The organism is Bradyrhizobium sp. AZCC 1693 (assembly GCF_036924745.1).
Taxonomy (GTDB): Bacteria; Pseudomonadota; Alphaproteobacteria; order Rhizobiales; family Xanthobacteraceae; genus Bradyrhizobium.
Genome location: NZ_JAZHSD010000001.1, coordinates 2,392,470 through 2,405,716, shown reverse-complemented (window position 1 = coordinate 2,405,716; position 13,247 = coordinate 2,392,470). Strand labels below are relative to the sequence as shown.

Here is a 13,247-nt window from a genome sequence, read left to right as displayed (position 1 = left end):
ACGTCCGGCGAGGGTGCTGCGACTTATCTGTGTGGGAGCGGTAATCCCTCCCCATCGGCTGTATTCGGCGCGAGCGCCCATCCACCCCAAGCGCCCCATATGGCTTGACCCGTCCGGTTGTCCCCCCGGACGGGTCTTTCATTTTCGGCACAGGTTTTTGGGAGAAGCTGCGTCGCGTGCGGCGCCGCGCGGGCTCGTCAGCCACAAGCCGCCGTCGGTGTGCGCGATGCACCGATATTTCCTCGGATCTTCTCAACGAAATTATCGAGGCGCGTCTCGCAGCACGGCCATGCTGCCGTGCAGCTTGACTGTGAAGAGCGATGACAACTCCGTATTTGTGGGATTTCTTCGATTGCTGCGCGATCCGTAGCTCCACGTACTGGACAACGAGAAAGTTTTCCACAGAATATCTGTGTCACGTCAAATTGATTCGTCTCGGTTGCGTCTGCGTCCGTCTCTCTCATACGGGCTGATTTATGGCACTTCCTGCAGACGTGGCGCGCGGCCGCAACATCGTTGCGCGCTGGTGCAACCTTGCCGAGCAACGGCTGGAACACCTCACCGAACTGTTCGAGAGCGGGCGCTGGCGCCGCTATCACACCGAACTCGAATTTCTCGAAAACATCCAGGAGGCCAAGGCCGCCGTCGAAACCTGGCGTGACCTGTTGAACCGCGAGGCTTCGCTGGAAAACACTGCGATCGACCTGACCTGGCTTGGCCGCCGGCGCACGACGCCGCTGCCGCGCGATACGGGGTACCGTCAGCCGGTTGTGCACCTGAAGCCGCAGCCGGCGCCGATTGTGGCCGCGCCGCCGCGCGAAATCCCCGCTGATGTTCTGGTCGCGCTTGAGAGCCGGCTCGCCGTCGCGGACGAGGCGCCGTCCGTGCCCGACGCGCCGGCGCTGGACGAAATGCCGTTGCAGCCGCTCGATCTCGACACGATGAAGGAACGCTATCCGCTGCTGCGCAACGCACTGTAGGTGGGCGCGAACTACCGCCGCACCGCATTGCCTCCGACTACCACCTGCGCGTAACGCTGCGCGCCTTCGGCTGACAGGTCGGTCGTGATCGCACGCGCATGATCGAGGCCGACCACGGCGCCGCGCGGGGTTTCCGAGATCATGTTGTTGTTGACCAGCGCCGTTCCGGCACCGGGCATTACCGACACGCCGACGCCGACGAAGGCGTTGCGGATCACATTGCCCGTGATGGCGACGTCGCGAAGATACTTGCCCCAGCCGGCGATGATGCCGAACGAAGGGGCATTTTCGATCACGTTGCCTGTCACCGTCGAGTCCGCCTCGACATAGATGCCGATCCCGGCGTCGTCGTCCGGCGCGGTGCCGATCGGCCGCTTCGGCAGCAGATTGCGGATGATGTTGCCCTGCACGACGGCGATGCGTCCGCCTTCATTGAAATTGCAGACGGAGACGCCGACGGCCGCGCCATCCACCGTGTTGTTGGCGATGACGGCGCCTTCGAACGCGAATTCGGAATAGAGCGCGACCTCGCGTACATTGCTAACGCTGTTGCCCGTGATGTGGATGTTGGAGGCTGAATTGCCGCGCACCGCAGAGTAGTCGCAATTCCTGATGCGATTGCCCCGCACGATGACATTGCCGGCGCGGAAGGCGTTGATGGCGTTGCCATACTGCCCGGAGCCGCCGGGGCCGGCCTTGATGTCCTCGATGCGGTTGTCGAGAACCAGCGTGCCGTCATCGCCGATCGCCGTGCGGAGAATCTCGATGCCGTTGTCGTTGGTGTCGGTGATGGTGTTGCGCGATACGATCAGGCCCAGCGCATCGAACGAAACCACCGCCGTGGTCGCGATCTTCCTGAAGATATTGCCGGAGATATCACCCGAGACCTGCTCCAGCCAGATGCCGTTGCCACCGCTGGCCGCGATTTCGCAATCGGCAATGCGGACGTCGCGTCCGCCGAGGCAATGCACGAGACCGCGCCGCTCTGGCAGCGCAATGCCGCCGCCGTCGAAAGTGATGCTGGTCAAGCCGACATTGTTGGCGCCCTCGCCCTGCAGCATCGACGGGCCGCCGTTGAATATGAGTTTGGTCGCGCCGCGCACGCCGACCAGTTGCGAGCCGTTCGAAAGGCGCAGCATGCCGGTGCGATAGACCCCCGGCGGCAGCGCCAGCGGCACTTGCGCGCGCGCGGCTTCGTCGATCGCGCGCTGCAGTTTCGCGGTTTGATCATCGGGGCTGCCGGGCCGCACGCCGTATTGCGTGACGTCGCGCCCGAGCGCGGAGGTGAGGGGTGCGGCGCGCGCGGCGTCGGGCGACATTGCCAGCGCACCGGCGACGCCGGCGGCAGACGCTCCAATGAGATGGCGGCGGTTCATGTCCATGGTGAATGACCCTCGCGCAATGCAGATCGCGGCATTCGCACTGTCATAGGTATCGCGAAAATGCGGCCGGGCATGGTGAAGACTGACCGAGAGAAAGGCGATTGTTGAGGGTAGGGTTAATGTTGGGTACGACAATCAATCCACGTCGTCCCGGCCAAGCGAGCGTAGCGAGCGCTGAGCCGGGACCCCATACGCCGCGGCCGTTGGAGGGGCACAAGGTCAGACGGCTTTTCTCACAATTAGCAACGGTGGTTATGGGTCCCTGCGCCCGTGCGCAATTGCGCACTAGCTAGGCAGGGACGACCACAGAGTCTAGTTCGACCGTCGCGCCAGCCGCACCATTTCCAGCAGCATCGCTTCGCCGGCATCGACCAGTTCTTCCAGTGTAATGCGCGGAAATCCCTTGCGCCTGATCGCGCCGCCGCGCGCCAGCGGCGGGATGTGGACGAAGGCGGCGAGGCGGGGGCCGCTATCGGCATTCACTGTCTCGATCGCACGCCAGCTCAGGTAATTGCAGAGATAGCTGCCGGCATCGCGCGAAGCCCGCGCATCGAGGCCGGTGCCCCTGGCGGCACGCAGCAGTTTTGCGGTGTGTGGGCCGAATCTCTGCGCGTCCGCGCCATCGGCGATCGATCCCTTGCGCGCGCGGGTTTGCGCGGCATCGGGCCATAGCATGGTGACGGCGTTGCGGGCGCGGGTTTCGACCCGGACGTATCCGGTGCGGCCAGCGAGGCCGAACATCAGAAGCGCATGTGGCTTGTGTTTTTGCAGGGCCAGCGGCAATTCGCGGTCGACCGCCGTGTAGGTCACCGGAAAGATGTGGCTGGACAGTTCGACGTCCGTGAAGGCAGGACGACGCAGCCGCGTCAACCGTGCCACCAGCGGCTGCGTCGGATTGTAGGGCGCACCGGGAAACGGGCCGAAGCCGGTGACGAGAATGCGAAGTTTTTCGTTCACCGCAGCCACTCCGCGATCTGCTCGGCGGCGACCGCGGGCGTGACGCGGCCTTCGGCCACTTCTGTCTCGGTCTTCTTCACCTTGGCGCGGATCGCGGCGTCAGCGCGCAACCGCGCCATCATCCGCTGCTCCAGCATCGACCACATCCATTTCACCTGCTGCTCGCGCCTTCGCGCGGCGAACTCGCCCGAGGCGTTCATGGCGCTGCGGTGATCGAGGATCTTCTGCCACAGCGTGTCCATGCCGGTGCCGGTCAGCGCCGAATAGGTCAGGACCGGCGGATGCCAGTGTTCCGAGCGGGGGCTCAGGATATGCAGCGCGCCGCGATACTCGGCAGCGGCCAGATTGGCGCGCTTGATGTTGTCGCCATCGGCCTTGTTGATCGCGATCATGTCGGCGAGTTCGACCAGGCCCTTCTTGATGCCCTGCAATTCGTCGCCGGCGCCGGGCAGCATCAGGGCCAGGAAGAAATCGGTCATGTCGCAGACCGCGGTTTCGGACTGGCCGATGCCGACAGTCTCCACCAGCACGACGTCGAAGCCGGCGGCTTCGCACAACAGCATCGCCTCGCGGGTCTTTGCGGCGACCCCGCCCAGCGTGCCCGACGACGGCGAGGGCCGGATGAAGGCGCTTTCGGAATTCGCCAGCCGCGCCATCCGCGTCTTGTCGCCGAGGATCGAGCCGCCGGTGCGGGCCGAGGAGGGGTCCACCGCCAGCACCGCGACCTTGTGGCCGCGCTCGATCAGGAACATGCCGAGCGCATCGATGGTGGTGGATTTGCCGACCCCCGGCGAGCCGGTAATGCCGACACGGACCGCCTTGCCGGTGTCTGATAACAGCGCCTGCACCAGCTCGCGCGCCGCCGCCTGGTGATCGCCGCGCCGGCTCTCGATCAGCGTGATCGTGCGCGCCAGCGCCGCGCGGTGGCCGGAGCGGAGTTCTTTGGCGAGTTTCCCGACATCGGGGGAAGGATTCTTCGGCAGGGTCATGGCTTGGTTTACAACGCCCGCGCCATGCAGGCGAGGGCCCCCGCGCGTCCTTCAGCGTACCGACGCGGCGGCGGGGACCCCGCCCTTGAGCTTCCGCCATACCCAGACCAGCACCGGCCAGATCAGCGCGCCGATCGCCATGGCGGCGAGGATCGCGGCGATCGGACGCTCGAAGAACGGCAATATGCTGCCGTCGGATTTGATCAGCGAGGTGACGAACGCCTGTTCCACCATGGTGCCCATCACGATGCCGAGCACCATGGCGGCGACCGGATAGCCGTTTTCCTCCATGACGTAGCCGATGATCCCGAACGCTGCGACCGTCACGACGCCGAACATGTTGTTGCCGATCGCGAACGAGCCGACCGCGCAGCACAGCATGATGACCGGCATCACGCTTGAACGCGGCGCGCGCAGCACGTAGCTCGCCAGACGGATCATGACGATGCCGAACGGGATCATGATGATGTTGGCGATGATGAACATCAGGTAGATCGCGTACATGCTCGACGCTTTTTCGGTGAACAGCGTCGGGCCGGGATTGAGCCCCTTCATGTAGAGCACGCCGATCGCAATCGCCGCGATGGTATCGCCGGGGATGCCGAACAGCAGCGACGGCACCCAGCCCGAGGCGATGCTGGCGTTGTTGCTGGCGCCGGCTTCGACCAGGCCCTCGACATGGCCGGTTCCGAATTTCTCGGGTTCTTTTGAGAAACGTTTTGACATCGCATAGCTGACCCAGGCGGCCATGTCGGCGCCGGCGCCCGGCAGCACGCCGATGATGATGCCGATGATGTTCCCGCGCGTCATCTGCCAGTGATATTTTTTGGTCAGCCGCCACTGGCCGGCCATGATGCTTCCGAACTTGCGGCGCGGGATCGGCGGCGGCTCCGGCGTCAGCATCGCGCGCATCACCTGCGCTACCGCAAAGACGCCGACCAGCGCCGGGATCGGCTCGATGCCGCCGAACAGATCAGTTATCCCAAACGTGAAGCGCGGCACGCCGCCGGGGTTCTCGATGCCGATGCAGGAGACCAAGAGGCCGATGAACATGCCGGCGATCGCCTTCACCGGCGAGGAGCGCGCGACCAGCGTGGCGCACATCAGGCCGAGGAACGCCAGCCAGAAATATTCGAAGGTCGAGAACGACAGCGCGATCTCGGCGAGCGGCGGCGCCAGAATCATCAGCGAGAGCGTGCCCGCGATGCCGCCGACGGCTGAAAACCAGACGCCGGCCCCGAGCGCCAGTTCAGCCTCGCCCTTGCGGGTCATCGCGTAGGCTTCGTCCGCGTAAGCCGCCGAGGCGGGGGTGCCCGGAATGCGAAGCAGCGCGCCGGGGATGTCGCCGGAGAAGATCGCCATCGAGGAGGCCGCGACGATGGTGGCAATGGCGGCGATCGGCGACAGATAGAAGGTGACGGGGACCAATAGCGCCGTCGCCATCGTCGCCGACAGTCCGGGCAGCGATCCGATGACGAGGCCATAGACCGATGCCGCCAGCATCGCGACGATGACTTCCCAGGTGGTAATGAGCGCAAACGCTTCAATCAGGGTGTTAAGCATCGATCACCAGGGCATCGGCAGCAGCCCGGCCGGCAAGGGCACGCGCAGCAACTTTGAGAAAATCAGATGAATGCCGATCGGCGCCAGCATGGCGAGCGGCAGCGACAGCTTCCACCTTGCGCCGAGCGCGGTCGACGTTGCGAACACGATCAGCGCAGCCGTGATGATGAAGCCAAGCCGGTCGGCCACCACCACGTAGAACAGCAAGAGCGCCGGCGGGAGCAGGGCGCGCAGGCCGTAAAACTTTCCGGTCGGTGGCGGCGGCTGGCCGCCCTCGACCGGAATGAGCTCTTCTTCCTCTTCGAAGGAATGGCCGATCCCGAATGCGATCGCGAGCCCGCACAGCGCCAGACCCGTTCCGATCACCAATGGAAAGACGTTCGGTCCGACCGGCTGGCCGGGCACCGGCGGCAACTGCCAGCCGCCATAGGCGGCAGCCGCGCCGAGGCCAACGAGAAACAATCCCGTGACGCGATCGGGAAGACGCATGGACGAACTCCGCGGATTGAAACGATGAAGCGCGATCAGGCCTTCGACAGGCCGGCGGCTTTCATCGCCACGCCCATCTGGGCGTCGCCCTTGTCCATGAAGGTGGCGAATTCGGTCGCATCGCCCCACACCGTTCCGAAACCGCGATTGCTCATGAAATCCTTGAACTCCTTGGAGTCGAATACCTTCTTCAAAGATGCCGTGAGCTTGGCCGAGACATCCGCGGGCAGGCCCTTGGGTCCGGCAATGCCGCGCCACGCGCCGGTCGAATAATCGATGCCCATCGCCTCCTTCAGCGTCGGCACGTCGGGGAAAGCGGGATTGCGGGCCGTGGCCATCAGCGCAAGGCTGCGCGCCTTGCCGGCTTCGATGATGGCGCGCGCTTCCGGCACCGAACAGGTGGTGAGGTCGAGGCCGCCGGCCGCGAGATCCTGCATCGCGGGCGCAGCGCCGTTCGACGGCACCCAGGCCACGTGGTTCGGCGCAAGTCCCATCGCCTGCATCCAGCCGACCAGCGCCAGGTGCCAGATGCCGCCCTGGCCGGTGCCGGAGGCTTTGAACTTGCCGGCAGGCGCGGCCTTGATGGCGTCGGCGAGCTCTTTCACGGTCTTGTAGGGCGATGCGGAACTGACCTGGATGCCGGGCGGATCCTCGTTCATCAGCGCCAGCGGCGTGTAGCTCTTGGGTGCGAGTTCCGTGAGCCCCTGCCAGTGCATCATCGAGATTTCGACGGTCAGCATGCCGATGGTGTAGCCGTCGGGCTGGGCGGTTGCGATCGCGGAATGACCGACCACGCCGGAGCCGCCGGTGCGATTGACCACATTGAACGGCTGGCCGAGATCCTTCTCCAGCAGCGCCGCGACAATCCGCGCGGTCGCGTCAGTGCCGCCGCCGGCGCCCCACGGCACGATCACGGTCACCGGCCGTGCCGGATAGGCCTGCGCCAAAGCCGGCTTGAAGCCAAAACCCGCGACGGCCGCGGCAGCAGCGGACGAAGCCGCAAAGGCGCGGCGGGTAATCTTGGTCATGGTAGTCCTCCCTGCGGCGCCCGTGAGGCCGGGCGCTCTTGTGATGCGACATTCTAGGCGGCTTTGCGTTGTGGTCGCAAGGCATTGGCGCATGAGGGGGATTGTCGCCGGTGGGTATCGCGCCAGATCCGGAAATCGGGTGGCGGCGATCGGGCTATCCGAAATAGGTATCCATGTGGGGCTCAATTACCGGGCGCGATCGATGGCGGAGAAAATCATGACGACAGCCTATTACAGCACCGTGCTGAACCATCCCCTGGAAACCGTGTGGGACCTGATCCGCGATTTCAACAATTACCCGGCCTATATCGAGGGCGTCAGCGAAAGCATGATCGAGGACGACAGGGGCGGCGACGAAGTCGGCGCAGTCAGGCGCTTCTGCTACCTCGGCAACTGGATCAGGCAGCGGCTCGCCGGCCATTCCGACGAAGCGCATACGCTGACCTATGCTGGCATCGAGCCGCTGCCGTTTCCGGCCGCGGCGACGCCGGATGCGCCTGCGCCGACGCACTATGAGGGGCGATGCACCTGCTGCCGGTCGTCGAGGGCAACCGGACCTTCATCGAATGGAAAGTTCGGCTCGATACCGCGCCGCAGGATGCCGATCGCTGGCAGACGCTGTTTCAATCATGGATTCCGGACTGGACGCATTCGCTCGAGAGAGCACTGGGTCGCCTTCGCGCGTGAGGAGTAGGAGGAGATGTACATCAGAATCCACATCGGCATGCTCCACTTGCGATGCGACGGCAGTGACGGCCTGCGCTCCTAACGCCATCGTCGATAAGATGGTCGCGCCTCGCTTGCTTCGGTGCCTTCGGTATTGTCGTGATGACGTCCCGCCTTGTTAGCAAGCGATAAACCAGATCAACGCGGTCGCTCAAATGCTGTTTTGCGCTGGCTTCGCGGGAAAATCTTGTGGCGATGCGGCCGTTGGTTCCCACTACCGCGCCGCAATAATTCCTTAATTCGGGGCATCAATGTGCCCGCGCTTGGGGGTCAGACCATGGGGACATCATCATGACTGACAGCGAAAGTTGGAAGGAGCGCAGAAATCAGGTGGCTCGCTATCGAGCGATGGAGCAGGAGACCACGGATCCGCTCGCGGCACGTTTGCTACACGATATCGTTCTGGATTTGGAAGCGGAGTTGGCGGACTTGCCGCCGCAAAACGTTAGCCTTGATGCTGCGTGAGCATCGACGCATCCAATCAACCGGCAAAAGACGTTCACTGATGCGCGCTCCGTGTCGGAGAGCTATTCCGCCGCCTCACTGTGCCCGAGCCGGGCGTTGAGCTTGTGGATCAGTTCCTCTGCAGCGTCGGAGATCACGGTGCCGGGCGGGAAGATCGCCTCTGCGCCGGCCTTGTACAGCGCCTCATAATCCTGCGGCGGCACCACGCCGCCGATGATGATCATGATGTCCTCGCGGCCGTGCTTCTTCAGCGCCGCCTTTAATTCCGGCACAGCCGTAAGGTGGGCGGCCGCCAGCGACGACACGCCAAGGATATGCACGTCGTTCTCGACCGCCTGCCGCGCCGCCTCGTCGGCGGTGGCGAACAACGGCCCGATATCGACGTCGAAGCCGACATCGGCAAACGCCGATGCAATCACCTTCTGGCCGCGGTCGTGGCCGTCCTGGCCGATCTTGGCGACGAGGATGCGGGGGCGGCGGCCCTCGGCAGTCTCGAACGCATCGATCAGTTCCTGCACCTTTTCGACCCGGTTGGACATGGCGGACGCCTCCCGCTTGTAGACGCCGGTGATGGATTTGATTTCAGCGCGGTGACGCCCGAACACTTTCTCCATCGCGTCCGAAATTTCGCCGACGGTGGCTTTGGCGCGTGCCGCATCGATCGCGAGCGCCAGCAGATTGCCGTTGCCTTCGCCGGCGCTGCGCGTCAATGCGGCCAGCGCAGAATCGACTTCCTTCTGGTCGCGCTCGGAGCGCAACCGCTTCAGCTTGTCGATCTGCAGCCGCCGCACGGTGGAGTTTTCCACCTTGAGCACGTCGATCGCGGCTTCATTGACCGGCTTGTATTTGTTGACGCCGATCACGGCCTGCTTGCCGGCGTCGATCCGCGCCTGCGTCTTGGCAGAGGCTTCCTCGATGCGCAGTTTCGGCACGCCGGCCTCGATCGCCTTGGCCATGCCGCCCAGCGCCTCGACTTCCTGGATATGGCCCCAGGCTTTCGCCGCGAGGTCGCGGGTCAGCCGTTCGACGTAATAGGACCCGCCCCAGGGGTCGATGATGCGGTTGGTGCCGCTCTCCTGCTGCAGGAACAGTTGCGTGTTGCGGGCGATGCGGGCCGAGAAGTCGGTCGGCAGCGCGAGCGCCTCGTCGAGCGCATTGGTGTGCAGCGACTGGGTATGGCCCTGCGTTGCCGCCATCGCCTCGATCGTGGTGCGCATCACATTGTTGAAGACGTCCTGCGCGGTCAGCGACCAGCCGGAGGTCTGGCAATGCGTGCGCAGCGACAGCGAGCGCGGGTCCTTCGGGTTGAATTGCTTCAGGAGCTTTGCCCACAAAAGCCGGGCGGCGCGCATCTTGGCGACTTCCATGAAGAAGTTCATCCCGATCGCCCAGAAGAACGACAGCCGCGGCGCGAAGCGGTCGACATCGAGGCCCGCGGCAAGCCCGGCGCGCAGATATTCGACGCCGTCCGCCAGCGTGTAGGCGAGTTCGAGGTCCTGTGTCGCGCCGGCTTCCTGCATGTGATAGCCGGAGATCGAGATCGAATTGTACTTCGGCATTTTTTGCGAGGTGTAGGCAAAAATGTCGGAGATGATCCGCATCGAAGGTGCCGGCGGATAGATATAGGTGTTGCGCACCATGAACTCTTTCAGAATGTCGTTCTGAATGGTGCCCGAGAGTTTCTCCGGCGGAACGCCTTGTTCTTCTGCGGCCGCCACGAACAGTGCGAGGATCGGCAGCACCGCGCCGTTCATGGTCATCGACACGCTCATCTTGTCGAGCGGAATGCCTGCAAACAGCGTGCGCATGTCGTAGATGGAATCGATCGCAACCCCAGCCATGCCGACATCGCCGGAGACGCGCGGATGATCCGAGTCGTAGCCGCGGTGGGTGGCGAGGTCGAACGCGACCGACAGGCCCTTTTGTCCCGCCGCGAGGTTGCGGCGGTAGAACGCGTTGGAATCTTCCGCCGTGGAGAACCCGGCATACTGCCTGATGGTCCAGGGCTGGTTGACATACATGGTCGGGTAGGGGCCGCGCAGATAAGGCGCGACGCCCGGCCAGGTCTCCAGGAAGTCGATGCCTTCGAGGTCGGCCTCGCTGTAACCGGGTTTTACCGGAATGCCCTCGGGCGTCAGCCACGGCTCGGCGCTGCCGGCGGGCTGCGCGGGCGCGGTGGATTCAAAGGCGATATCTGCAAAGTTCGGTATGCGGCTCATGGTACCCATTGTAGCACATGTGAACGTCGGGGATCGTCACCCCTAATCATGGTCCGGATGCTGGTGGCTGGTGATGGTCGCCATCTTCTCCGGCCCGTAATTCTGCATTGTCGTCTGGCTCGGCAGGTTGGCGATGCCGACCACCCAGCCGAGCCGGGATTCGGTTCCATATTGCCGCGTCGGCACCACCCGGTCGGGGCGGTCGAATGCGCCCGTCATGATCTCGATCCGGGGGCCGCCGATCCGGCGAAAGCTTAAGGGCGTGCCGCAGTCGGAGCAGAAATCGCGCTGGGCGATGGAGGAGGATTGGAAGGCGGCTGGCTTGCCGCGGGTCCAGGTGAAGTTCTCGTGCTCGATGTCGGCGAAGGAGGCAAAGGGGGCGCCCGATGCCTTCTGGCACATCCGGCAATGGCAGATGCTGATCTTGGCTGGCACCCCCGACACCGCAAAGCGGATGGCGCCGCACTGGCAGCCGCCGGTCAGGACCATCTTGTGGTTGTTTTCCGTCATGCTTGCTCCATTCGCCGCCAGGCTTCCTGCAGCATCGCCAGCGCGTCGCCGCCGGCAAAGATGAAATCGCCGACGCCGGCCGAGCGCAGCGCGGCCTCCTGCGCACCAGGCCGCCCTGCCAGATAGATATGTCTCGCGGCGGCAGCTTGAAGGGCCTTTGCGGCGGCTGCCGCGTGTTCCGCGTAAACCTTGTCGGACGAGCACAGGCAAACAATAGCCGCGCCGGACGCCTTGAACGCAGCAGCCAGCGCGGCCGGGTCGGCAAAACCTTGGGTATCGATCGCCTCGATGCCGCCGGTCTCGAAAAAGCTCTTGGCAAAGGTGGCGCGCGCGGTGAAATTGGCGGCCGTGCCGAGATTGGCGAGGAAGATTTTTGGCCGCGCGCCGGATGCCCTGAGCTTTTCATCCGACTTGTCGCGCAGCGCCTCGAACGGCGCGGCCAGCCGCATCGGTGCCAGTGCATCGAACTTGAATTTCGCCTCGCCATAGGGCGGCAGCACCACCGGCGTCGCATCGAGGACGGCGATCTCAGCCTCATGCAGGTTCGGAAATTCGCTCGCACCCGTCAGCACGTCACGTCGCTTGGCGATATTGGCCTCGCGGGCAGCGCGGGTTGCCGCGACCTCGCGCTGGATCAGGTTCTGTTCGAGTGCCGAGAATATGCCGCCGGCCTTTTCGACCTCCTGAAACAGCGACCATGCAGATTCGCAAAGCTGTTTTGTCAATGTCTCGATGCCGCCGGAGCCGGCTGCGGGATCGCTCACCTTGGCGAGGTTGGACTCTTCCAGCAGCACCAGTTGCGTGTTGCGCGCGACACGCCGCGCGAACGGATCCGGCAGACCCAGCGCCAGCGTATGCGGCAATACGGTGATGGCGTTGGCGCCGCCGAGGCCGGCGGAGAAGGTCGCCATCGTCGCGCGCAGCATGTTCACGTAAGCGTCGCGCTGCGTCAGCATGCGCCACGCGGTATCGGCCGCGATGAACAGCGGTTTTGGCGTGAGGCCGCAGGCCTGTTCGATCCGCGCCCACAACAGCCGCAGCGCCCGGAATTTCGCCAGCGTCAGGAACTGGTCGGCATCTGCGCTGAGCCGCGCATACACCATGCCCTGCGCGTCTTCGAGCGCAATCCCGGCCTGTTCGATCGCGCGCAGATAGGCGATGCCGGCGGCGAGCACGAATGCCAGCTCCTGCACTTCCGATCCGCCGGCATCATGGATCACGCGTCCATCGGCGACCGCGAGCGGTCCCTTGAAGCCCATCGCGGCGAGGCCTTTGATCGCGCCGGTGACCGCGGGCACGATCTCATCCCAGCTATAGGGACTGGAGCCCCACACCGCGCACGACCCGAGCGGGTCGAGGCCGAAGCGGATGTCGCAGGCTGCGGGATCGATGCCTTTGCCCTTGATGTATTCGGCGATGTGAATGGCCGCCATTCGCGACTGCGGACCGATCTGAAGCTCGATGCCGATCCCGGCGTTGAGATAAATACCGTCGAGAACTTGCGCGACCGCCTCCGCCGAAGGATCGAGCCCGAAACCATGGGCGCCATTGGCGCCGGCGAACACGAGTGTCAGCCCCGTCGCGCCGTTCTCAAGATCGTCCAGCGCCTGCGCGTTGGCCGCTTTCGCATCCGGATGATCGATCCGCTGCATGATCTGCCAGGGCGCAGCCGCAGCACGGCCGGCGACCGGCGCGGCTCCTTTCGCGCGGGGATAGATCGGGTCGATCTTCAACCCGTCGGACGTCTTGCTGACCAGTTTCTCGAACGGCGCGCCCTTCAGCACCCCGTCGACCAGCTTGCGCCAGTCCTCGTAGGTCGCCTGCGGAAACTCCGCGGCCAATGTCAGCTCGTCAGTCTTGGTCATCCGGCCCATTATTCCCTGGTCGTCTCTTGATTTGGCCGGAAATTGCCACGGGGCGGCCGCCAAGCCAAACGGTT

12 protein-coding genes are annotated in these 13,247 nt (G+C 64.5%); 3 read left to right on the top strand and 9 right to left on the bottom strand.

Annotated features, from left to right (window positions below; translation table 11 throughout):
• The first annotated feature begins 476 nt into the window (after positions 1 to 476).
• The gene (locus V1293_RS11745; protein ID WP_334509582.1) at positions 477 to 980 is read left to right on the top strand and encodes a TIGR03809 family protein; all 504 of its coding nucleotides are present in this window, start codon (positions 477 to 479) and stop codon (positions 978 to 980) included.
• A gap of 11 nt (positions 981 to 991) precedes the next feature.
• On the opposite strand, the gene V1293_RS11740 is transcribed toward V1293_RS11745, so the two are convergent.
• The 6 genes from V1293_RS11740 to V1293_RS11715 form a co-directional block, all read right to left on the bottom strand.
• Positions 992 to 2,362 (bottom strand): TIGR03808 family TAT-translocated repetitive protein, encoded by a 1,371-nt coding sequence (locus V1293_RS11740; RefSeq protein ID WP_334509580.1) that lies wholly within the window; start codon positions 2,360 to 2,362, stop codon positions 992 to 994.
• A gap of 312 nt (positions 2,363 to 2,674) precedes the next feature.
• On the bottom strand, positions 2,675 to 3,319 hold the full coding sequence (locus tag V1293_RS11735; RefSeq protein WP_334509578.1) for a pyroglutamyl-peptidase I: 645 nt from the start codon (positions 3,317 to 3,319) through the stop codon (positions 2,675 to 2,677).
• A complete protein-coding gene (gene meaB / locus V1293_RS11730; protein ID WP_334509576.1) occupies positions 3,316 to 4,308 on the bottom strand; it encodes a methylmalonyl Co-A mutase-associated GTPase MeaB in 993 nt (330 codons plus the stop codon). Before meaB ends, V1293_RS11735 begins: the two co-directional genes overlap by 4 nt.
• 51 nt (positions 4,309 to 4,359) lie before the next feature.
• Entirely contained in the window at positions 4,360 to 5,871 is a 1,512-nt protein-coding gene (locus tag V1293_RS11725; RefSeq protein WP_334509574.1) for a tripartite tricarboxylate transporter permease, read from the bottom strand.
• Between the two features lie 3 nt (positions 5,872 to 5,874).
• Positions 5,875 to 6,360, bottom strand: a complete 486-nt coding sequence (locus tag V1293_RS11720) for a tripartite tricarboxylate transporter TctB family protein (protein WP_334509572.1) — start codon at positions 6,358 to 6,360, stop codon at positions 5,875 to 5,877.
• Positions 6,361 to 6,395: 35 nt separating this feature from the next.
• Complete coding sequence (locus tag V1293_RS11715; RefSeq protein ID WP_334509570.1) at positions 6,396 to 7,388, bottom strand: tripartite tricarboxylate transporter substrate binding protein; 993 nt, start codon at positions 7,386 to 7,388, stop codon at positions 6,396 to 6,398.
• Positions 7,389 to 7,605: 217 nt separating this feature from the next.
• Here V1293_RS11715 and V1293_RS11710 point away from each other — a divergent pair, with 217 nt between their 5' ends.
• Positions 7,606 to 8,082 carry an SRPBCC family protein gene (locus tag V1293_RS11710; protein ID WP_334509567.1) on the top strand — a complete coding sequence of 159 codons (477 nt, stop codon included), beginning with the start codon at positions 7,606 to 7,608 and terminating at the stop codon, positions 8,080 to 8,082.
• A gap of 323 nt (positions 8,083 to 8,405) precedes the next feature.
• Positions 8,406 to 8,579, top strand: coding sequence for a hypothetical protein (locus tag V1293_RS11705; protein ID WP_334509565.1), 174 nt, complete (start codon positions 8,406 to 8,408; stop codon positions 8,577 to 8,579).
• Positions 8,580 to 8,641: 62 nt separating this feature from the next.
• Here the strand turns inward: V1293_RS11705 and scpA are convergent, their stop codons facing one another.
• From scpA to V1293_RS11690, 3 genes are read right to left on the bottom strand one after another with little or no spacing between them, the layout of a single operon-like run.
• Positions 8,642 to 10,798, bottom strand: coding sequence for a methylmalonyl-CoA mutase (scpA, locus tag V1293_RS11700; RefSeq protein ID WP_334509563.1), 2,157 nt, complete (start codon positions 10,796 to 10,798; stop codon positions 8,642 to 8,644).
• Positions 10,799 to 10,840: 42 nt separating this feature from the next.
• Entirely contained in the window at positions 10,841 to 11,308 is a 468-nt protein-coding gene (locus tag V1293_RS11695; protein WP_334509562.1) for a GFA family protein, read from the bottom strand.
• Positions 11,305 to 13,173, bottom strand: a complete 1,869-nt coding sequence (locus tag V1293_RS11690; RefSeq protein ID WP_334509560.1) for a methylmalonyl-CoA mutase subunit beta — start codon at positions 13,171 to 13,173, stop codon at positions 11,305 to 11,307. Before V1293_RS11690 ends, V1293_RS11695 begins: the two co-directional genes overlap by 4 nt.
• Between the last annotated feature and the right edge of the window lie 74 nt (positions 13,174 to 13,247).